A 20,210-nucleotide genomic window follows, 5' to 3' on the forward strand; every position below is an offset into this window, starting at 1 on the left:
TAATGGAAGCCCGCATCGCACCGGCAAGACAGCGCCGCTTAGAATCCCCGCATGGCTGTCGAAGTCCCACCGCTGTCCCGCGCCTTGCTGGCCCCACGCCATTGGCCCACCTGGGCCTTGCTGGGCTTTCTTGTGTTGATGGCGCGCCTGCCCTGGGGCCTGCAGCACGGCATCGGCGCGCCATTGGGCACATTGCTGAAACGCATCCTGCCCGATCGCCGCAAGGCCGCGCATCGCAATCTGGAGCTCGCCTTCCCCACGATGCCGGCGGAAGTACGCGGTGACTTGCTTGATGACAGCTTCCGCGACCTTGGCATCGGCCTGTTCGAATTCGCGCGTGCCTGGTGGGGGGCGATTACACCGATGCGGCGCACGGTGGAGATTGAAGGGCTTGAACATCTGCAGCGGCTGCAAGAAGAGGGGCGCGGCGTGCTGATGATCTCTGGCCACTTCATGACCCTGGAGATGTGCGGGCGCCTGCTTTGCGATCACGTGCCATTGGCCGGCATGTACCGGCGCTATCGTAATCCGGTGATGGAGTGGGCCGTGCTGCGCGGGCGCCTGCGTTATGCCCATGGCATGTTTGGCAACGATGACATCCGCGGCGCCATTCGCCATCTCAAGCGTGGCGGGTTTCTCTGGTACGCGCCCGATCAGGACATGCGCGGCAAGGACACAGTATTCGCGCCATTCTTCGGCATCCCGGCATCGACCATTACCGCCACGCACCAACTGGCGCGCATCAGCGGATGTGCCGTTGTTCCGTTTTTCCATCGCCGCGAAGGCGGACGCTACATCCTGCGCATCGCGCCGCCGCTCGAGCCCTTCCCCACCGATGATGCGGCCGTGGACACGACGCGCGTCAATGAAGCCATCGAGGCGATGGTGCGCGAAGCGCCTTCACAATACCTGTGGATCCATCGCCGCTTCAAACGCCAGCCAGATGGCGTATCGCTTTACTCGAAAGGCTGAACTTCGCGCTTACGATCCGCTTCCAGCAGCTTGGCGTATTTCAGGAACGCATAGAACGATTGCGTCTTGGCCGCGAAGAAACCGGCCCAGCCATTGAGAAAGTAACGCTTGCCGATATAAAGCTTGAGGAAGGCGAGCATCGGGTAGAACAGCAGCCGCATCGCGATGAAACGACGACGCTTGCCGCGCGTATGTTCGAGCAAGCCGCTGGAGTAACGATTGATCTTGTCTACGCGAATACTCAATTCGGTTTCGCCGCAGTGGCGGAACGGCGCATCCAGATCGATCACATGCCCCTGCACTTCTGGCGCCGCATGCACTGGCACCTGGTTCATGCCGCCTTGGCTGCGGCGGAACAAACGCAATTGATGATTGCCGCGCGTGGCCGGATGCGGCCAACACCAGAACAGCCATTCCTGGCGCGGCAAACGATAGCCATCGGCGCGCGGTGATTGCAGCTCGCGCTCAATGACGCTGCGACCCGCATCAGTCAGGTATTCGTCTGCATCCAGCAGCAAGACCCAATCATGCCCGGCCTTGTCGATGGCGGATTGCTTCTGCGGGCCGTAGCCCTTGAATGGCTCGACAGACACACGCGCATCATGGGCGTTGGCGATGTCGCGCGTGTCATCGGTTGAGCCCGAGTCCAGCACCACGATCTCATCGCAGAACGCGAGGCTGGCCAGACAACGGTCCAGCGTCGCTGCGTTATTGAAGGTGGTGACCACCGCCGACAGCGGCGCGCGTACGTTCACGCAGCGGGCTCGTCACGTGCCATCAAGCTGCCGGCGTAAAGCGCGATGAGCAGCAAGGTCACACCGCCCCAGAAGCTTGAATAAAAAGCGAGATGGGTATTGAAGGGGAACACCGAAACTGCCAAGGCCAACATCGCCGGCCGCGCACGGCGTTTTGCGTCTTCACTGGCAAATCGCCAGGCACGCCACGCCAATGCTGCGCCGGCGAGCCACAGCAACAACCCGATGAAGCCGGTTTCCGACAGCACCTCCAACACCAATTGATGCGCATGCAACGCAGGGCCATCGCCCCACTCCGGCTTGACGTCGGGGCTGGGGTCGCAGGCCGGATAGGCCACGCGGAAATCACGCACACCAACGCCATTGACCGGATGCTCGCGAATCATGCAGGCCGCCGCGCCCCAGATTTTGCCGCGACCGGAAAGCGCAACATCGACATCCTGGTCTCCGCCCTGCAATGCGATGGCGGTACGTTCGAGGCGGTCGCCCAGTGGCTCATACACCATGGCCAGCAGGCTCAGTATGATCGCACCGGCTGCAAACAAGCCGATCAGTCGCTTCCAGCCCAACACATGCCAACCCGAGAACAGCAGCACCAGCCCGTAGGTCAACCAACTGGCACGTGAGCCGGCCAATACGACGGCGAAGCCGACGATGAACGCAGCGAGCAGCCAGCCCTTGATCCCGAACAGACGACGGCTGGCATACAGCAGGAAAGGCGAGAAACTTGCCAGCAACACGCCCAGCACCGGATTGCAGGTGCCAAAAATGCCGTTGAAGCGATCAAAGCCACGGTCAGCCTGTCCTTCGCAGATACCTTTGTCCTTGATCGCCGAATACAACGTATCAAGCCCGTTAAAGAGGACGCTGCGGCCACTGAGCGCTTGCAACAGCAGGTCCACCGACCACACCACTATCAAGATGGCGATGCCGCCGAAGACGATGCGCCGCCCTTTCTGCGTAGCCACGGAGATCGCCACCAGCCACAGGAACGGCAAGTAGCGCAGACCAGCCAAGGTCTTGCCGATCGCGCCGCGCGGATCCGCCGCATCGAAGGTGGAGATCAGTTGTGGCAACCAGTACGCAAAGAACATCGCGGTGGTCAGCGCCCATGCGCCAGAACTCAGCAAACGATTGCCGTCGCGAAAACGCGCCTTGGCCAACAAGAACAACGCCGCCAACGCACCGAGCGACAGCACTGCTTCGGACACGCGTGACGCCGGCCACAACACGGCGTAGGCCAACACCCAAGCAGGCGCCCAGCGCCAACCTATGGGGGTGGTGGAATCAATGGCCGTTTTGTTGGGTGCGTTCATGCAAGTTCGTTGTAGACGGCGAGCGTAGCGTCCTGCATCGCCTGCAAGGTATAGGGCATGGTAGCGGGCGGGACCGGTGGCTGCCGCAACATCGTCATGACATGACGGGTGAGCCGGTCGATGTCGAAAGCGGGCACCGCACCTTCCGGCTGTAGCTCTTCCAGCAATTCGCCTGCGCCGCCATGGGCCCAGCCGACCACTGGCACGCCTACACTGAGCGCTTCGATCACCGTGCGGCCAAAGGTTTCCGGCTTGCGCGAGAGCTGCAAGACCACATCACTCATCGTATAAGCCTGGGCGATGTCGAAAGTCGGCGCGGTGATCGCCAATGCATCGGCGCAACCTGTCTGCCCAGCCTCGGCTTCGAGTTCCGCGACGTAGGCCTCGCGACCAGGCTCACGGGCGCCCGGCATCCACAAACGCGCATCGATGCCTTGATTGCGCAAATGCGACAACAACGCCAGCGCATCAGCATGACCTTTCAATCGCGTGCCACGGCCAGGCAACAACAACAAGGGCCCCTCCCCTGCGAGGGCGGGGTATTGCTTCGCCATCACTTCGCGCGCAGCACGATCAATACCTTCACGTCGCGGAAAGTCAGCGATATCGATACCGCGCGGAATCACTCGCAATTTCGATGGATCGGTCTTCGGGTAGTGATGCAACACGTAATCACGCACCGTTCGTGACACGCAAATCACGCGCTCGCCGCTCACCATCACCGCGCTGTAGCGCGAGGGTGAGTTGAGCCCGTGCACAGTCGTCATCCAATGCGGCCGCTTGGCAGCAGGCATACCGCGCAAGGCAAATCGTCCCAGCCAAGCCGGCAGGCGCGAGCGCACGTGAACGATGTCGGGATCGACATCTGCAATGGCTTTGCGCAATGCACCGACGCGCGTCAGGGTGGCTAGTGACTTCGCCCCGATATCCAGTGTGATGTGCTCACCGCCCGCTGCTTCCAGCATCGGGACCAATCGCCCGCCCTTCGACACCACGATGGCGCGATGCCCCGCGCGCACCAGGGCTTGGGCGATTTCTATCGTTGAACGCTCGACGCCGCCGGAAGCCAGCGCCGGCAACAGTTGCACCACGGTCAGGCGACGGCCCACGTGGGCGCGACGTCAGTCGATCAGGCGGTATTTCGCACCGCAATAAGGACACTCGGCCTGGCCGCCCTCGGCTTCAATCGGCAAATACACGCGCGGATGCGAATTCCACAGCGCCATAGAAGGCAGCGGGCAGGAAAGCGGCAAATCGGCACGGCGTACGTCGTATTCGCGTTGGGCGTTGGCCTGGGTCGGATGGGCGTCGGTCATGTCGATGCGAGTTCGTGGGATATATGAGGATTCTACCGCCGCCTGTCGCACAATGCCGCCATAAACACACCGACCGCACCCCACCAGCCCTTTTCCCTGCCTCATGGTTTGAAGCCGATGTCCGGCCGCGACATCGACGAGGGCCATCGCACTGCCACGCCGCTAGAGCTGCTGTACGACTTGACGCTCGTGGTGGCGTTCGGTGTTGCTGGCGGGCAGGCCGCGCATCTGTTGGCCGATGGACATATCTTGGCCGCGATCGTGGGCTTTCTGTTTTCGATGTTCGCTGTGTGCTGGTGCTGGATCAACTAGACCTGGTTCGCCTCCGGCTACGATACCGACGACTGGGCCATGCGCCTGTTGACGATGCTGCAAATGCTGGGCGTGCTGGTGATGGCCGCTGGCATGCCGCGTCTGTTTCATGGTCTGCCCGAGGGGCATCTGGACAATGGCGTGGTGGTCGTGGGCTATGTCTTGATGCGCATCTCGATGATTGTGCTTTGGCTGCGCGCCGCACGTCACGACCCCGGTTGCCGCGCGTTGTCCCTGCGCATGGCAGGCCTGCTGATCGTCGCGCAACTGGGCTGGATCGCGATGGCAACGAGTCATTTGTCATTGGCAGGTCTCGTCGCCAGCTATATCGCGCTGCTCCTGCTGGAAACGATGGGCATGTGGTGGGTCGCCAAGCGTCACGGCCCGATGCGCTGGCATGCGCATCACCTGGCTGAGCGTTTTGGCTTGCTCGCCATCATCACTTTCGGCGAAGGCATCATCGGCACGATGGCGGCAATCGAAGCAGTGGCCAGCAGCCAAGGCTGGACGCTGGATGTCGGCATGATCGGGTTGGCGGGACTGAGCCTCACCGTCGGCATGTGGTGGGTGTACTTCGCCGTACCGGACGCTGAACTTCTGCATGCGCGTCGACGCAAGATGCTCGGCTGGTCGTATGGCCACATCGTGGTGTATGCAGCGATTGCCGGCACCGGTGCCGGGCTGCATGTCGCCGCCTATTTCGTCGAAGGCAAGTCGCAGCTTGACCTCACTGCGACCGTTCTCAGCATGGCCGTGCCGATCGGGGTCTACCTCATCGCTGTGTTCGCGCTATTGAATTATTGCGCGCCGGGACGACACCCCTTGCATGTGTTCCTGTTGCTGGGTAGCGCGGCACTGCTGGCCATCACAGTCGCTATGGCTGCATCAGGGTTTTCGCTGAACGCTTGCTTGCTCGCCTTGATGTTGGTGCCGTGGGTGACGGTGGTCGGCTACGAACTGCTCGGCCACCGCCACATCGCCCAATTGGTTGCCGAAGCTGAAGCCGAGCAGCACTAAGCCCGGGTCAGCGCGGCAGATCGAACAACAGCACCTCGGCGCTTTCAGCGACACCGGCCAGCGTCAACATCTGGCCTTCCTCAACGAAAGCCAAGGCATCGCCCGCACTCAGTGGATGACCATTCACGGTGATCTCACCCGTGGCCACGTGCAGCCAGTACAAGCGCGATGCGTCCAGCGCAACATCGACCCTTTGGTCTTGCGGCAGCACGCAACCTCGCAGCCACGCCTGTTGACGAATCGCGATGCTGCCATCCGCGCCGTCCGGTGACACCAACGTGACCCACTGGCCTGCATGCGCCGGCAAATCGAAGGCTTGCTGCTTGTAGGCGGGCTCGGCATTGACGCGGTCGGGCTGGATCCAGATCTGCAGGAAATGCGTGGTGCCGTCCGGGTCACCGTTGTACTCGCTGTGCTCGACACCATGACCGGCGCTCATCCACTGCACTTCGCCCGGACGCAATACACCTTCACCGCCGGTGCTGTCGCGATGCGCGAGCGCACCGGACAACACAACGCTGATGATCTCCATGTTGGCGTGACGATGGGGCGGGAAGCCCGCGCCTGCTGCCAGACGGTCCTCGTTGATCACGCGCAACGGGCCGAAGCCCATCCATTTCGGGTCGTGATAATTGCCAAACGAGAACGTATGCCAGCTATCCAAGCCAGTGTGGACCGCGTGGCCACGCTCAGTGGCCGGCCGCGCGATGATCATTTCGCTTCAGCCTCCGCGGCTGCGGGGGCAGCGGTATCGGCAGTCGCTTCGATCATCGCCTCGGTGGTGATGCGCAGCTTGACCTCATCGCTAACCATCGGCGCGGCCATGTCGAGACCGTAGTCGCTGCGCTTGACCGTGCCGGTGGCGTCAAAACCAACGGCCTGCAGTTTCGCCATCGGATGCTCGCCCGCACCGTTCACGGTGACGTCCAGCGTGACCGGCTTGGTGATGTTCTTGATCGTCAGGTCACCGACGACGGTGTACTTGTTGGCGCCGGCAGCCGTGACCGAGGTGCTCTTGAAGCTTGCTTCGGGGAACTTGGCGACATCGAAGAAATCTGCACTGGACAAGTGCTTGTTGAAGTCGTCGCTGAAGGAGCGCAAGCCCGACAACGGAATGGTCACCTCCACCTTGGAAGCCGTCGGATTTGCGGCGTCCCATGTGATGGTGCCACTGGTGTCGCCGAAGTTGGCGGTCGGATTGGAGAAGCCAAGATGGCTCCACTGCGCCAGCACCATCGTGTGCGCGGGGTCCAACTTGTACGTGCCACTCGCGACGGCGATCGCCGGCTTGGCGGGCTCTGCCTGTACAGCTGGCGTGGTGGCTGCCGCGGCATCGGCGACGGGCGGCGCGGCGCCCTCTTGGCGGCAAGCGCCGAGCGCAACAACCAATGCTGCAGAGAGAACGGTGGTGTTGAAAATCTTGCGGTTCATGAGCGGTCTCCTTCGGGGGAACAAGACATGGAACGGAAGTGGTGATCAGACGATGCGGCAGGCTTCATCGAACGGCAGGCGCGGGCTGCGCGGGAAGATACTGGCAGGATCGCCCTTGCCCAGGTTGACGAGGAAGTTGGACTTCCACTGCGTGCCTGCGAAGAATTCGGCATCGACACCCGCGTTATTGAAACCCGACATCGGGCCGGTGTCCAAACCCAGCGCGCGTGCGGCAAGGATCAAGTAAGCGCCCTGCAATGAGCCATTGCGGAACGCCGGCACCTGGCGATTCTCGCGCGGGCCTTCGAACCAGCTCTTGGCATCGGTGTGCGGGAACAGTACCGGCAACTTTTCGTGGAAATCGAGATCATGCGCGACTACCACCGTCACCGGCGCGGCCAAGGTCTTCTCGCGATTGCCATCGTCAAGCAACGGGGCCAGACGTGCCTTCGCTTCTTTCGAACGAATGAACAGGAAGCGTGCAGGTGAGCCATTAGCTGCGGTCGGGCCAAACTTCAGCAAGTCGTACAGCTGGTGCAGGGTGGCATCGTCGATTTCGCCGCTGAAGGCGTTATAGGTACGCGCGGTGCGGAAAAGCTGGTCGAGAGCGGCTGGATCAAGAGCGTGGTCGGACATGAGGCTCAATCTGTCATGGGGAACACACAGTGTAGAGTGCAGACGTCGACAACCGATGACGCCCGCCCGCAACACGCAATCGCATAGATGGAACACACGCGCGCCCCCATTCTCTGCGTGACCGATGGCCATGCCGGAAATCGCCGACAGGCCGAGGCTTTGGCGCATGCGCTGGGCCATGTCGCCCCACCGCATCTGACCCTAGAGCCATCATGGCTTGCACGGGCATTGGCACCACGCCGCTTCCCGGGGGCCTCGATGTCGCTGGGCAACGCCTTCGCCAGCACGATGGCGAATCCGCCGACGCTCGTGATCGGCTGCGGCAGGCAGGCCGCCTTGGCAACGCGCTTGCTGCGTCGTGCGGGCAGCCGCGCCATCCAGATCCTCGACCCACGCCTCGACCCACGTCATTGGGATCGCGTGATCGCGCCTGTGCATGACGAACTGCACGGCGACAACGTCATTCCGATGCTGGGCAGCCTGCACGATGTCGATGATCTGTGGTTGGCGCGGGCAAGAAGTGATTTCGCCCAGATGGCGGATTTCGCATCACCCCGCATCGCCTTGTTGGTCGGCGGCCCCAGCAAGCATTGGTCGATGGACGATGCCGACTTCGAGGACGCTTTGGCACGCTTGCGACAAACGATGTCGGCCAACAGGGGCAGCTTGCTGGCCACCGCATCCCGGCGCACGCCGGAGAGATGGCGATCGATATTGCGCGAATCCGGCGCCGACCTTGTGTGGTGCGACGACAACGACGGGCCCAACCCTTACCGCGGCCTGCTGGGCTGGGCCGATGCCATTGTCTGCACCGCCGACTCGGTGAACATGCTGTCCGAAGCAGCCGCCACGACCGTGCCCGTGTACGTCATCGGCGCCGACCAGATACGCGGACGCCCACGCACATTCGTCGAAACGCTGCTGACGCGCAGACGCATCCACCCATTGACCGATGACCTTGCCGCATTCGCGATCGGCCCACTGCGTGAAAGCGCGCGCGTAGCCGGCTTGCTGCACGACTGGCTGGATAGCCCGCGCTAAACATCAACCCTTGGGCTCTTCTGCTTGGAAGGTCAAGCCGTGGCGTCTCGCGATGGCGCTGATGGCGTTGGCTGCGGCAGTTATCTCGACCGTTGCCTGCATCTGTCGCGGTCGGCGATCCAGTGTGCAGCGCAGACCTGCCTCCAGCAATTGTCGATGCGCCCCCAGCAAGCGCGCCGACTCGTCTTCATCCAGCACGCCCGCAGCAAGCAGCGCCCGGATCAACGCATCGTTCGCGCGCGGATGGGCAAGCGATGGCTGCGCCGGCGCATCGCGCAGGATCAGATACTGCAGCAGGAACTCCAGATCGACCAAGCCGCCTTCGCCTTGCTTGAGATCGAATAGGCGCGCATCACTGCGATCAAGTTCGGCGCGCATCTTGCGCCGCATCGTGATGACATCAGCACGCAAGGCATCGGCATCCCGTGACATCAAAAGGATGCTTGTGCGTGCCGCTTCGAACTCAGCACACAGCGCAGCATCGCCTACGGCGCAGCGCGCACGCACGAGGGCTTGTCGTTCCCACGTCCAAGCACGCTCGCGCTGGTAGTCGATGAAACTGGCCAAGGTCGACACCAACATCGCCTTGCTGCCATCCGGACGCAGGCGCACATCGACTTCGAACAAACGACCTGATGCTGTCGATGTCTGCAAATAGCCGACGATCTTCTGCGCCAGCCGTGCAAACCAGCGCTGCGCCTCGATCGGGCGTCTGCCATCGGACTCGGCATCCATCGGCGCGTCGTACAGGAACACCAAATCCAGATCGGACCCGAAGCCGAGCTCATACCCACCCAAACTGCCGTAACCCAGTACCGCGAAACGCGCATCCGGCACTTCACCATGCGCAGCCCGCAATTCGTCTTCGGCGATACCGAGCACACTGGCCAGCACAGCATCCGCGAGCTGGGCCAGTTGCCGCGCACTGTCGGCAGCAGACTGCGTGGCATCGAGCGTCGCAAGGGCGATGCGGAAACTGATCGCTTGCCGTGTTTCGTTGAGCAGGCGCAAGGCATCGTCGATATCGCCATCGGCTTGCGCAATCGCGGCGTCGCAGGCCTCACGCATCGCAGCCGCATCGGGAATCGCATCGGCGCCGCGACTGTCCAGCAGCTCATCCAGCAACAGTGGATACATCGCCAATCGCTCGCCCAGCAATGCACTGCGTGACAGGGCATCGACCAAGCGTGTGAGTGCCTGCGGCTGCTCATCCAGCAAGACAAGATAGCTGCTGCGACGCAGGATGTTCTGCACCAGCGTCAACACGCGACGCAATGCTGCATCGGGTTGGCTGGCGTTTGCGCTGGCGGCGATCAAGGCGGGCATCACGCGATCCAAACGCGCGCGGCCGATGTCAGAACTCTGCCGCGCCGCCGCGCCGCGCAGGAAGTCCCGCAGCTGTGCATCGAGCGATTCAGCATCCTCGAAACCGGCATCCCCCAGCACGCTTGCGTCACCGCCTTCAGGCAATTGCTTCCAATACGCCTGCAATGCATCGGGCTTGTGTTGCTTCTGCCGGCGCGTGAGCAAGGCATCGAACTCTGTCGACACTTGCGCGCGCACGGCATCGAGCCCGGCCCGTAGCGCAGGCCAGCCGTCATAACCCAAGCCTCTGGCCAAACGCATTCGGCTCTCATCGTCGGCTGGCAGCGAATAGACCTGCTCATCGCGCAACATCTGCAGGCGATTTTCCAGTCGCCGCAGGAAGCGATAACTTTGCGCGAGCACGTCACCGGTATCTGGCGCGATCTGGCCGCCCTCAACCAAGGCGTGCAGTGATGCCAGCAAGCCGCGACGCTGCAATGCGGGCTCGCGTCCCGCTCGAATCAACTGCAAGGCCTGCACCAAGAATTCGATTTCGCGAATGCCTCCGGGCCCGCGCTTGATGTCGTCGGCCAAATCCTTGCGCGCGACTTCCGCCGCGATCAACGCCTTCATCTCGCGCAGGCCTTCGAGCGCGCCGAAGTCGAGATATCGCCGATAGACAAAGGGCTGGATCAGGTCGAGGAAGCGCTCGCCCGCCGCGATATCACCGGCCACTGGCCGCGCCTTTTGCCAGGCATAACGCTCCCAGTCGCGGCCTTCGCGCTGGAAGTATTGCTCCAGTGCCGCGAACGACCACGCCACGCGTCCGGCATTGCCATACGGTCGCAAGCGCAAATCCACACGATGGCTGAAGCCATCCGCCGTCAGCTCATCAAGCAACTTCGCAAGCTGTTGGCCCAGACGGGCGAAATACACTTCCGCCGCCAGCGGCCGCGCGCCGTCGCTTTCGCCATCGTGCTCATAGCCATAGACGATGTCGATGTCGGAGCTGAAATTCAGCTCACCACCGCCCAATTTCCCCAGCGCGAACACCACCAAGCGTTGCTCGCGACCTTCAGCATCGCGCACCACGCCATGACGCTCGGCAAAATCGCGTTCCAGCGCCGCCAAAGCCACGGCCAACGCCAGCTCCGCCAGGCGCGTCGTACCACGCAAGGTGGATTCGACATCATCCAATCCTTGCACATCGCGCCAGATAAGGCGGGTGGATTCCCCCATGCGCCAGCGCCGCAACAAAGCCGGCCATTCGGCGCGATTTTCATCATTCAGGAGGGGGGGTGATGCCGCTTCCGCACCGTCATCGGCCAGCAAGCGCGCCAGCAAGGCCGGCTGCAGCGCCAAGGTGTCGATCGCGAAGTCGCTGGCAATCGCCAAGCGCTGCAGTCTTGCGCGCGCGGGGTCATCAGCACCATTAGGCAGTTCAAGTCGGTCGAGGGCGCGTCGTGCGCGATCGTCAATGGCGGCATGCATCGGCGGATGATGGCATGCGTCCACCGCGACATAAAAAAACCCGCCAGCTGCCGAGCAGCTGACGGGTTGGAGCTCCCTCCCCCACGTCGGAAGCGCTCTTATCGTGAAATATTTGTTATCCGAATTGCACGCTGCACTGCAAAATTGAACAGATCAGTTCAATTAACGTTAAATCCGTCGCCAATCCCGCAGCAGCTCACGGGCCGCGTTCTTGCCCGGCAAGCCGGTGACGCCGCCGCCCGGATGGCTGCCGGAGCCGCACAGGTACAGGCCCTTCAGCGCCCCGCGGTAATTGGCCTGCCCCAACAGGGGCCGCGTGGAAAACAGCTGGTCCAACCCCAAGGCACCATGAAAGATGTCGCCGCCGACCAAGCCAAAGCGTCGCTCCAGGTCCAGTGGCGATAACGCCTCATAGCCCAGCACGCTGCGCGCGAAATTGGGCGCCGCCGCATCGACCGTATCGATCATGAGCTTGGCAACGGTGTCGCGATGCGCATCCCAACCGCCATCGACCTCCGGATTCACCTGCTGGCAGAACAAGCTAGCGACGTGCTGACCGGGCGGTGCGAGGGTGTCGTCGAGCGTCGAGGAAATCACCATCTCCACCACCGGTGCGCGTGCCCAGCCTGCATTGTGCGATTTCGATTTCGCATCGAAATATGCTTGCTCGAAATAGCTGAGCGACGGGCCGATGAGAATGCCCGTCTGGTGATGCGGCTGTAGATCGGTGCCGGGCGCGGCGCTGAAGTCCGGCAACTCCGATAGCGCGACGTTCATGCGGAACGTGCCCGAGCCGCAACGGTAGTTGGCAATGCGCTGGCGGGTGTCGTCATCCAGGTGTTCTGGCGCGACGATGCGCTGGTACAGCAGCTTGGGGTTGAGATTGGAGGCCACCGCGCGGGCACGGAACTCGCGGCCATCCTCGGTAATCGCGCCGATCGTGCCGCCATTTTCGACGATGAGCGAGGCGACCGGCGCATCCGTGTGAATGACGACACCACGGGCTTCACATTCCTTGTGCATCGCAGCCGTGATCGCGCCCATCCCGCCAATTGCATGGCCCCACGCGCCCGGCTTGCCATTCACACCGCCGAAGAGGTGATGCAAGAGCACATACGCACTGCCGGGCGTATAAGGCGAGGCGAAATTGCCGACGATGCTGTCCCAGCCCAGCACCGCCTTGAGCGGCGCGCCCTCGAAATGCGCGTCCAGCACGTCGCCCGCGGACTTGGTCATCAGGTCCATCAAGTCGCGGCGACCACGCAGGTCTAAGTGCTTCAAGCGCTTCGCCACGGCATACGAGCCCAGCCAATCAGATAGGCCGATGCGATCGGTGATGTTCGGCGGGGTCAAGTGCACCAACTCGCGCAGCACACCAACGACGCGTTCGAGCATGGCGTTGTAATCGGTCCAACGCGGCAAGTCGCGCTTGGAAAAACGCGCGATCTCGCCTTGCGTATGTTCGCCGCCGAAGCGAAACGCATCACCATCGGTTAGCGGCAGGAAATTGGCGTAGGGCCGCTCGACCACGCGCAGGCCGTTTTCGGCCAGGCGCAGGTCGCGGCCGATGCCGTCATCAAGCAAGCTGACGGTGTAACTCGCCACAGAGTTGCGGAAGCCGGGATGGAATTCCTCGGTCACCGCGGCACCGCCGACGATGGCGCGGCGCTCCAGCATCTGCACTTTCAGTCCGGCAGCGGCGAGATAGGCCGCGCACACCAACCCGTTGTGGCCAGCCCCCAGGATCAGAACATCGCAATCATTTTTTGCCATTCCGTGATCATCGCGGGCGGGGAAGAAAAAGGGAAAGCCTGATTCATTTCGTGATCTGTCTGACGGGAGCCAAACCCCGCCGGGCAAGCGTTATCGCAACGAGAGCGCAGGCGCATCGAAGACGGTTTCAAGCACGGTGCGGTCGCGCCCATGCGCCTTGGCGCGATAAACCGCGGCATCAGCACGCTTCAACAGGCTTTCGGCATCGTCTTCATCACGCAGCGCCGCCACACCGACCGAGACCGTCATCCGGCAAGTGAGATCGCCGAGAATCAGCGGATGTTCTGACAGGACGTTGCGCAAATCATCCGAGACCTTGCGTGCATGTTCGAGTGGCACGCCCGGCAGCAACACCACGAACTCCTCCCCCCCGAGGCGCGCCAGCATGTCGTCCGCACGCAACCTGCTTTGCAATGTCGCTGCAAAATGCCTGAGGCAGTGATCACCCACGTCGTGCCCGTGCTCGTCATTGACGTGTTTGAAGTGGTCCAGATCAAGAAACAGCAGTGAAAGCGGCGCGCGGGTGGTGCGCGCCTTCGCCATGCCACTTTTCAACGCCTCAAACAACGAGGCCCGGTTCGCCAATCCGGTCAGCGCGTCATGGCTGGCCGCGCGGCGAACGACGTGCATTTCCCGCTCGGCATCCCGTGTCGCGCGGGCCGTCACCAACAGCAGAACAAACACGGCAAACAGCAAAGTAACCTGCCAAAGCGGCTCCAACCAGACAGGCAGCGGAGCAGGGGTCAGGAAAAAGAGGGTCCGCACGACGGACATGACCAAGACGGGAGACCACCCCAGAATAAAAAAGCGCGCCATCTCGTCGCCGCGATGGAACAACACCAAGGCGCAGATGCCAACTAGCATGAACTGCAGGATGATCAAGGCGTTATAGAGCTCTCGCAGATGCGTCGTCACTTGTCCTACGGTCAGCAGGCCCACGCCGATCAAGACCAATACCAGCGCCATCAGCAGCCGCGAGATCCGTGGAAAGTGATCGCCAAGCTTGAGGTAGCGATCACTGAAGACCACCGAGAACGCGATGGCAACAGTCAGGCTGAGGGTATTCAACAGACGCCGCGCATCTTCTTCTATGGATACCCATGTCGTGAACAAGCCCGACTCAAGGACCCTCAACACGATCACCGATATCACCCATAAACACAGGTAAACCAGCACACGCCTTCCCAACTGATAGGCAAACAGGCTTGCCATCAATCCCAGCACCGCCATGCTGGCCATGACGGCCATCTCGAAGGACTGCTCCGCGCGTACCCGGGCGGTGAAGTCGGAAACGCCCCATGCCTCCAACACCCCTCTTGGACTGCTGCGTGTCAGGAAGCGCAGGTAAATCGGCTGCCCTGTGTGGCGCGCTTCCACCAACACGGATGGATGACGTGCTCCGCCAAAACTGCGGGTCTCGACACCGACCTGCGTCCCTTGATCATCCCGCAGGACATCGGGCCAATAGAAAGTCGCCACCGGTGCAATCAGGGCCGAGGACACCTTGAAGCGCACCACCGCACCCAGGGTATCCGCACCGGACACCTGCAAACGACACCACTCAGCCTTGGCAAGATCGACAAACGGGGCATTGGGGTCCACGGTCTTCCATGCCTCAGTCGGCAGCGCGCGCACCTGTTCGAGCGTCAATTGCGCGGAAGTTGGACTGCAGCCGATCGTCAGCTCCGGAGCTGCGTAGGCGCGGCCCGCCACCATCAGTAGAACCAGGCTCAACAGGACACGTCCCAGCACTCGACTCTCCTGCACGAACGGCGCCCCACCCCGGCACCAGGGCCAGTATCTGCAACCTTCAGGCAAAACAAAACCCCCGCATCGCTGCGGGGGTCTTGATGTTGCAGTACAACAAGGTGAGGCCAGATCAGAAATCCATGCCGCCCATGCCGCCCATGCCGCCGGCGCCCGGCATCATCGGCTCTTCCTTCTTCGGCGCATCCGCCACCATGGCTTCGGTGGTGATCATCAGGCCAGCGATCGACGCAGCATTCAACAACGCGGTGCGGGTGACCTTGGTCGGGTCCAGGATGCCGGCTTCAACCATGTCGACGAATTCACCCGTCGCGGCGTTGTAGCCGTAGTTGCCCGAGCCTTCCTTCACCTTGTTGACGATGACCGAGGGCTCTTCACCGGCGTTGGTCACGATCTCGCGCAACGGCGCTTCCATCGCGCGCAGCGCGACTTCGATGCCGTGGTTCTGGTCTTCGTTGGCACCCTTGAGGCCCTTGATGGCCGACACGGCGCGGATCAGCGCCACGCCGCCGCCCGGGACGATGCCTTCTTCCACCGCAGCGCGGGTGGCGTGCAGGGCGTCTTCGACGCGTGCCTTCTTTTCCTTCATCTCGACTTCGGTCGCGGCGCCGACCTTGATCACCGCAACACCGCCGGCCAGCTTGGCCACGCGCTCCTGCAGCTTCTCACGGTCGTAATCGGACGAGGTCTCTTCGATCTGGGCCTTGATCTGCTTGATGCGGGCCTGGATGCCATCGGCTTCGCCGGCGCCATCGATGATCGTGGTGTTTTCCTTCGAGACCTGCACCTTCTTGGCGCGGCCGAGATCCTTGATGGTCGCCTTCTCAAGCGACAGACCGACTTCTTCGGAGATCACGGTGCCGCCGGTCAGGATGGCCATGTCTTCCAGCATCGCCTTGCGACGATCACCGAAGCCCGGGGCCTTCACGGCGCAGACCTTGACGATGCCGCGGATGGTGTTGACCACCAAGGTCGCCAGCGCTTCGCCTTCCACTTCTTCAGCGACGATCAAGAGCGGCTTGCCGGCCTTGGCCACGCCTTCCAGCACGGGCAGGAGGTCACGCACGTTGGAGATCTTCTTGTCGTGCAACAGGATGAAGGGGTCATCCAGCTCGGCCGACATCGACTGCTGGTTGTTGACGAAGTACGGGCTCAGGTAGCCGCGATCGAACTGCATGCCTTCCACGACGTCCAGCTCGTTGTCCAGGCTGTTGCCTTCTTCAACGGTGATGACGCCTTCCTTGCCGACCTTCTTCATCGCGTCGGCGATGATGTTGCCGATCGACTCGTCCGAGTTGGCCGAGATCGTGCCGACCTGGGCAATGGCCTTGTCGTCGGCGGTCGGCTTGCTGATCTTCTTCAGCTCGTCGATGGCGCTGGTCACGGCTTTGTCTATGCCGCGCTTGAGGTCCATCGGATTCATGCCAGCGGCCACGCCCTTCATGCCTTCGCGGATCAGCGCGGCGGCGAGGACGGTCGCGGTGGTGGTGCCGTCACCGGCGTTGTCAGAGGTCTTGGAAGCGACTTCCTTCACCATCTGCGCGCCCATGTTCTCGAACGCATCCGCCAGTTCGATTTCCTTGGCGACGGACACGCCGTCCTTGGTGATGGTCGGTGCACCGAAGCTCTTCTGCAGCACGACGTTGCGGCCCTTCGGGCCCAGGGTCGCCTTTACGGCGTTGGCGAGGGTGTTGACGCCGCGCACCATGCGCGAACGGGCGTCTTCACCAAAACGAATGTCTTTGGCAGCCATGTGTGTATTCCTTGAAAACTAAAGGGTCTTGACTAAAACCGGGGAGGGATCAGGCGAGGATGGCGAGGATGTCGTCTTCGCGCACGATCTTGTATTCGGTGCCGGCGTCTTTGTAGGCGCTACCGGCGTACTGGCCGTAGATGACCTTGTCACCGACCTTGACGGTCATGGCGCGGACCTGGCCATTGTCGAACACCTTGCCGGTGCCCACAGCGACCACTTCACCCTTGGTCGGCTTTTCTTTGGCGTTGTCGGGGATGACGATGCCGCCGGCGGACAGTTCCTCGGCTTCGATCGGTTTGACCACGATGCGGTCATGGAGCGGCTTGATGTTCATACGAATCTCTCAAGTAATTGATTGGGATGGGAAAACCCGCCGATTTTAGCAGTCGGCACGCAAGAGTGCCAACCCACCAGGCGCACGCAGTGCCGCGTCGGGATGCATTGGAGATGGGGCGGGGTTTGGGGGTTTCAAGGGGGTGAGGGCATTGTCCTGTCACCCACAAATCGAACGCCCAGGGCTGCTGCGGCCCATGACACATGCGCCGGAAATTGAGTGAGCGCCACGCTTTTACTCGACACCTGTTACATCAATTTTCTTCGCCCGGTTTTGCTCCAAATCATGTTCAATCGATATTCATCGAGTTAAATTACCCAGCGTTGACCGTCACAAAACAGCGGACTTATGTAGCAGCTGCACCCAGCGCGGCGTAACCGGCTGACCCAGAATTACCGCATCCGATGCTATGGAGATGCGGTCAAATGGGCAAGATTGTCGTCAACGGACTGGTGGAAAAGCGGGCTGAATTGGCCGGCGAAATCAAGGGTGCGGAGCAAAATCTGCAGGTGATGCGAGAGTCCTTGTCCCATCTGGACGCCACGATTCGGCTGCTCGCGCCGGAAGTCGAACTCTCACGTGTCAGTGCAAAGCGGCGTTACCGCAAGAACAGCGTCTTTTGACGCGGAGAATTGAGCCGGGCCGTGCGCGAAACCCTGCGTGATGCCCGGGAGCCTCTGTCCAGCAGGGACATCGCCATTGCCATCCTGGCGCTGCGTGGGCTGGAACACGATGCCACAGCACTGAAGGAGGCCTGCGTCGGAGTGTCGCGCACGCTATGGAGCATGGAAAGCGTCGGACAAGCCCTAAAGGTCGACGCCAGGGGTAAGAATACCCTCTGGGAAAAGCGCTAAACCAACTGTTCCACGACGCGATGGTTCCCCTGCCAGTAGCCGGAGAACTCCCGCGACGGTGCCGTTGCGGCGCAAAGGGTCAGGTTTTGGGCGAAGATCGTTCCGTTGGCTCGCCGGCGGTTGTCCTCGCGATACGCGGCTTCGTTGGCATACAGATCCAGGTACATTGAACTGAAATGGTGGGACACGCCGTACTGCATCCGGCGCAGGCGTAAGAAAAAGCCTTCCGCCGTGTTGGTATTCGTGCCATCGTCGGCACGGTACTCTTCCTGGTGATTGATGCGGCGCGTCACGAAATGCGTGCTCAGTACGTCGTAGGCCGGTGCTTCGTCAGCAAACACCGTGGTGCCAGGAGCGATGTATTTCCTCGCCAGCTTCGCCACGCTTATCTGGTTTTCGCTCCGGGCAACGAAGGTCAGGGTTCGTCTTCCGCCACAGCCCTTCGTACCGCGTGAGCGCAGGGTGATCACCACCCGCTTGTCAGGCCGCTGATACTTGGCCTTGCGCCGATCAATGCGGTTGACTTTCTTGTTCGCCGGCCGGATGTGACCATTGAAATAGGCGCCATCCATCTCGACCTCGCCATCCAGCGGCGACTCGTCGCGCTGGATCAGCATGGCCTCGCGCATCTTGTGGACCAGGACGAAGGCCGTCTTGTATTGCACGTTCAACTCTCGGGCCAGCCGTAGCGCCGGGATGCCCTTGACCGAATTGCTGAAAAGCAGCAATGCGCCAAGGTAAAGGTTCAAGGGCAGCTTGTGGTGGGCGAACACCGTGCCGGAGGTTACCGAGAACACATACCGGCAAGCCTTGCAGCGCCACTGGAGCCGGCCGTTGTGGAAGTAGTGCTTCCCCACCACCTCGCATCGTGGACACGCGGGGTCGCCTTGCCAGCGCGCCGCGGCGAACAGCAGGCAGGCTGATCGTTCACCATGCACATGACCTGCCTCAGCGACAGGTTCCGGGCTTCCCTGGACAGAAGGAAATGCTGCGCCATGCTGGGGCTCCCGAAGTGAGGGCTTGCCACCATGCCTGCGCGAGGTCGCAAAACCTGCGACGAGAAACCCGAAATCTTGAGAAATATCCGAGTGTCCACGCGGGACGCCACTTCCCAAACTTGCCGCAAGGAGCAACGGAACGGGTCGATGTGCCAGCATTCTTGCTGGGCTGGGTTCTTAGGATCGAGAGGTGGGTACCGATACATAGGCGACTTCACTCCAGCCGACCCTCGCGACAGATCTCGATATCCAAGGTGTCCGGTTCCACCCTCCCACTACGCATATGGCAGTACAACGGGGCGATTCGCGCCGCTTCGGGAGAAAGGCAATGAGCAAGGGGATAACGGTTGCATCGATACTGGTCCTGATGACCGCACCGTTGTTGGCGGTGGCGACGGAGCCGGAGCTGGCCGCCGAGCAGATGATCATCGAGACAGCGTATAACACCGACCTCGGCGGGAGCGCGAATCAGCAGTTCGCGCAGGTGTTCGAGTTGCACGAGGCCGGCAGCCTCAGCCATCTAATGCTTCCGCTGCATTGCCACCCGCATGTACAGGTCGAGGTGAAAATCGAAGAGGCGCCGAACGGAATTCCCGGCGGAGCGGCGCTGATGCGCCAGATCGTGCCCGGCTATGTGCTGGACGGAGTGTCTGCGCACATGCGAATGATCGAATTCACCCGGCCGCCGCGGGTGAAGCCCGGCAAGTACGCGTTCACCATCGGCATCCGCGGGGCGGCCAACGCCAGCAATTTTTGCATCCTGTGGCAGGCACCGGCAGGCATCACGACGTCCGGCAATGCGTACTTCGTCGCCACGGGCAATCCGCCGGGCTGGCTGCCCTTGCTCGACAGCCAGTTTCAGCCGCGCGTGTTGGCATTCCAGGTCTACCTGCGGCCGAACTGATCTTGCCGGGCGCGGGTCGGGCACCTGCGCCTGGCCTGCCTTGCCTGGCTATACCCCAAGCTTTTTGGCCAGCGCTTCCGCGGCGGCGCGGTTGATCTCCTGCGGCAGCAATGCGGTGCGCAGCACCGGCAGCGATTCGCGCAGGAGCTCGCGCGCTTCTTCCGCATCGCCCTGGCGGTCGCGGATGGCGGCCAGTTCCGCCTGCGTGATCGCGACATCAACGGGCAATGCC

General features: G+C 62.0%; 19 protein-coding genes and 1 pseudogene. 6 read left to right on the forward strand and 14 right to left on the reverse strand.

Features of this window, described 5'->3' with window-relative positions:
* The first annotated feature begins 51 nt into the window (after positions 1 to 51).
* Positions 52 to 972 carry an LpxL/LpxP family Kdo(2)-lipid IV(A) lauroyl/palmitoleoyl acyltransferase gene (gene lpxL / locus BW989_RS08215; protein WP_076587144.1) on the forward strand — a complete coding sequence of 307 codons (921 nt, stop codon included), beginning with the start codon at positions 52 to 54 and terminating at the stop codon, positions 970 to 972.
* Here the strand turns inward: lpxL and BW989_RS08220 are convergent.
* From BW989_RS08220 to BW989_RS08235, 4 genes are read right to left on the reverse strand one after another with little or no spacing between them, the layout of a single operon-like run.
* Positions 957 to 1,727 (reverse strand): glycosyltransferase family 2 protein, encoded by a 771-nt coding sequence (locus BW989_RS08220; RefSeq protein WP_076587146.1) that lies wholly within the window; start codon positions 1,725 to 1,727, stop codon positions 957 to 959. The two genes, lpxL and BW989_RS08220, sit on opposite strands and share 16 nt — an antisense overlap.
* Positions 1,724 to 3,043, reverse strand: a complete 1,320-nt coding sequence (locus tag BW989_RS08225; RefSeq protein WP_076587148.1) for an O-antigen ligase family protein — start codon at positions 3,041 to 3,043, stop codon at positions 1,724 to 1,726. The genes BW989_RS08220 and BW989_RS08225 overlap by 4 nt, the downstream gene beginning before the upstream one ends.
* On the reverse strand, positions 3,040 to 4,152 hold the full coding sequence (locus tag BW989_RS08230; RefSeq protein WP_076587150.1) for a glycosyltransferase: 1,113 nt from the start codon (positions 4,150 to 4,152) through the stop codon (positions 3,040 to 3,042). The genes BW989_RS08225 and BW989_RS08230 overlap by 4 nt, the downstream gene beginning before the upstream one ends.
* Before the next feature lie 12 nt (positions 4,153 to 4,164).
* A complete protein-coding gene (locus BW989_RS08235; protein ID WP_076587152.1) occupies positions 4,165 to 4,359 on the reverse strand; it encodes a zinc-finger domain-containing protein in 195 nt (64 codons plus the stop codon).
* Positions 4,360 to 4,476: 117 nt separating this feature from the next.
* On the opposite strand from BW989_RS08235, the pseudogene BW989_RS08240 reads away from it, so the two are divergent.
* Positions 4,477 to 5,688, forward strand: a pseudogene (locus tag BW989_RS08240) (low temperature requirement protein A).
* A 7-nt stretch (positions 5,689 to 5,695) separates the two neighbouring features.
* On the opposite strand, the gene BW989_RS08245 reads toward BW989_RS08240, so the two are convergent.
* The 3 genes from BW989_RS08245 to BW989_RS08255 are packed head-to-tail and all read right to left on the reverse strand — an operon-like array spanning position 5,696 to position 7,755.
* Positions 5,696 to 6,403 carry a pirin family protein gene (locus BW989_RS08245; RefSeq protein WP_076587154.1) on the reverse strand — a complete coding sequence of 236 codons (708 nt, stop codon included), beginning with the start codon at positions 6,401 to 6,403 and terminating at the stop codon, positions 5,696 to 5,698.
* Complete coding sequence (locus BW989_RS08250; protein ID WP_076587156.1) at positions 6,400 to 7,119, reverse strand: YceI family protein; 720 nt, start codon at positions 7,117 to 7,119, stop codon at positions 6,400 to 6,402. Before BW989_RS08250 ends, BW989_RS08245 begins: the two co-directional genes overlap by 4 nt.
* Before the next feature lie 45 nt (positions 7,120 to 7,164).
* A complete protein-coding gene (locus tag BW989_RS08255) occupies positions 7,165 to 7,755 on the reverse strand; it encodes a malonic semialdehyde reductase (protein ID WP_076587158.1) in 591 nt (196 codons plus the stop codon).
* A gap of 87 nt (positions 7,756 to 7,842) precedes the next feature.
* On the opposite strand from BW989_RS08255, the gene BW989_RS08260 reads away from it, so the two are divergent.
* Positions 7,843 to 8,796: a mitochondrial fission ELM1 family protein gene (locus BW989_RS08260; RefSeq protein ID WP_076587160.1), complete on the forward strand. Its 954-nt coding sequence runs from the start codon at positions 7,843 to 7,845 to the stop codon at positions 8,794 to 8,796.
* 3 nt (positions 8,797 to 8,799) lie between these two features.
* Here BW989_RS08260 and glnE read toward each other — a convergent pair whose 3' ends face one another.
* The 5 genes from glnE to groES form a co-directional block, all read right to left on the reverse strand.
* Positions 8,800 to 11,592 carry a bifunctional [glutamate--ammonia ligase]-adenylyl-L-tyrosine phosphorylase/[glutamate--ammonia-ligase] adenylyltransferase gene (gene glnE, locus BW989_RS08265; RefSeq protein ID WP_076587162.1) on the reverse strand — a complete coding sequence of 931 codons (2,793 nt, stop codon included), beginning with the start codon at positions 11,590 to 11,592 and terminating at the stop codon, positions 8,800 to 8,802.
* 168 nt (positions 11,593 to 11,760) lie between these two features.
* Positions 11,761 to 13,365 carry a phytoene desaturase family protein gene (locus tag BW989_RS08270; protein WP_076587164.1) on the reverse strand — a complete coding sequence of 535 codons (1,605 nt, stop codon included), beginning with the start codon at positions 13,363 to 13,365 and terminating at the stop codon, positions 11,761 to 11,763.
* Positions 13,366 to 13,455: 90 nt separating this feature from the next.
* A complete protein-coding gene (locus BW989_RS08275) occupies positions 13,456 to 15,117 on the reverse strand; it encodes a sensor domain-containing diguanylate cyclase (protein ID WP_165688575.1) in 1,662 nt (553 codons plus the stop codon).
* 127 nt (positions 15,118 to 15,244) lie between these two features.
* A complete protein-coding gene (groL, locus tag BW989_RS08280) occupies positions 15,245 to 16,885 on the reverse strand; it encodes a chaperonin GroEL (protein WP_076587168.1) in 1,641 nt (546 codons plus the stop codon).
* A 49-nt stretch (positions 16,886 to 16,934) separates the two neighbouring features.
* On the reverse strand, positions 16,935 to 17,222 hold the full coding sequence (gene groES / locus BW989_RS08285; RefSeq protein ID WP_076587170.1) for a co-chaperone GroES: 288 nt from the start codon (positions 17,220 to 17,222) through the stop codon (positions 16,935 to 16,937).
* A gap of 425 nt (positions 17,223 to 17,647) precedes the next feature.
* Here groES and BW989_RS08290 point away from each other — a divergent pair, with 425 nt between their 5' ends.
* Both BW989_RS08290 and BW989_RS08295 read left to right on the forward strand, forming a co-directional pair.
* The gene (locus BW989_RS08290) at positions 17,648 to 17,845 is read left to right on the forward strand and encodes a hypothetical protein (protein WP_076587172.1); all 198 of its coding nucleotides are present in this window, start codon (positions 17,648 to 17,650) and stop codon (positions 17,843 to 17,845) included.
* A 21-nt stretch (positions 17,846 to 17,866) separates the two neighbouring features.
* Positions 17,867 to 18,076 carry a hypothetical protein gene (locus BW989_RS08295; RefSeq protein ID WP_076587173.1) on the forward strand — a complete coding sequence of 70 codons (210 nt, stop codon included), beginning with the start codon at positions 17,867 to 17,869 and terminating at the stop codon, positions 18,074 to 18,076.
* Here BW989_RS08295 and BW989_RS08300 read toward each other — a convergent pair.
* The gene (locus BW989_RS08300) at positions 18,073 to 19,233 is read right to left on the reverse strand and encodes an IS1595 family transposase (protein ID WP_278245860.1); all 1,161 of its coding nucleotides are present in this window, start codon (positions 19,231 to 19,233) and stop codon (positions 18,073 to 18,075) included. The two genes, BW989_RS08295 and BW989_RS08300, sit on opposite strands and share 4 nt — an antisense overlap.
* 208 nt (positions 19,234 to 19,441) lie before the next feature.
* Between BW989_RS08300 and BW989_RS08305 the strand changes: the two genes are divergently transcribed.
* A complete protein-coding gene (locus BW989_RS08305; protein WP_076587175.1) occupies positions 19,442 to 19,978 on the forward strand; it encodes a hypothetical protein in 537 nt (178 codons plus the stop codon).
* Positions 19,979 to 20,026: 48 nt separating this feature from the next.
* On the opposite strand, the gene BW989_RS08310 is transcribed toward BW989_RS08305, so the two are convergent.
* Positions 20,027 to 20,206, reverse strand: a complete 180-nt coding sequence (locus tag BW989_RS08310; RefSeq protein ID WP_076587177.1) for a hypothetical protein — start codon at positions 20,204 to 20,206, stop codon at positions 20,027 to 20,029.
* Positions 20,207 to 20,210: the final 4 nt, after the last annotated feature.

Source organism: Solilutibacter tolerans, from assembly GCF_900155935.1.
GTDB lineage: Bacteria > Pseudomonadota > Gammaproteobacteria > Xanthomonadales > Xanthomonadaceae > Solilutibacter > Solilutibacter tolerans.

What these genes read in the sequence shown, in the direction of transcription:
- BW989_RS08270 (WP_076587164.1), bottom strand. Translation starts at nt 13,365, where the DNA reads ATGGCAAAAAATGATTGCGATGTTCTGATCCTGGGGGCTGGCCACAAC.
- lpxL (WP_076587144.1), top strand. Translation starts at nt 52, where the DNA reads ATGGCTGTCGAAGTCCCACCGCTGTCCCGCGCCTTGCTGGCCCCACGC.
- BW989_RS08260 (WP_076587160.1), top strand. Translation starts at nt 7,843, where the DNA reads ATGGAACACACGCGCGCCCCCATTCTCTGCGTGACCGATGGCCATGCC.
- groL (WP_076587168.1), bottom strand. Translation starts at nt 16,885, where the DNA reads ATGGCTGCCAAAGACATTCGTTTTGGTGAAGACGCCCGTTCGCGCATG.
- BW989_RS08245 (WP_076587154.1), bottom strand. Translation starts at nt 6,403, where the DNA reads ATGATCATCGCGCGGCCGGCCACTGAGCGTGGCCACGCGGTCCACACT.
- BW989_RS08290 (WP_076587172.1), top strand. Translation starts at nt 17,648, where the DNA reads ATGGGCAAGATTGTCGTCAACGGACTGGTGGAAAAGCGGGCTGAATTG.
- BW989_RS08255 (WP_076587158.1), bottom strand. Translation starts at nt 7,755, where the DNA reads ATGTCCGACCACGCTCTTGATCCAGCCGCTCTCGACCAGCTTTTCCGC.
- glnE (WP_076587162.1), bottom strand. Translation starts at nt 11,592, where the DNA reads ATGCATGCCGCCATTGACGATCGCGCACGACGCGCCCTCGACCGACTT.
- BW989_RS08305 (WP_076587175.1), top strand. Translation starts at nt 19,442, where the DNA reads ATGACCGCACCGTTGTTGGCGGTGGCGACGGAGCCGGAGCTGGCCGCC.
- BW989_RS08235 (WP_076587152.1), bottom strand. Translation starts at nt 4,359, where the DNA reads ATGACCGACGCCCATCCGACCCAGGCCAACGCCCAACGCGAATACGAC.
- BW989_RS08225 (WP_076587148.1), bottom strand. Translation starts at nt 3,043, where the DNA reads ATGAACGCACCCAACAAAACGGCCATTGATTCCACCACCCCCATAGGT.
- groES (WP_076587170.1), bottom strand. Translation starts at nt 17,222, where the DNA reads ATGAACATCAAGCCGCTCCATGACCGCATCGTGGTCAAACCGATCGAA.
- BW989_RS08300 (WP_278245860.1), bottom strand. Translation starts at nt 19,233, where the DNA reads ATGCTGGCACATCGACCCGTTCCGTTGCTCCTTGCGGCAAGTTTGGGA.
- BW989_RS08250 (WP_076587156.1), bottom strand. Translation starts at nt 7,119, where the DNA reads ATGAACCGCAAGATTTTCAACACCACCGTTCTCTCTGCAGCATTGGTT.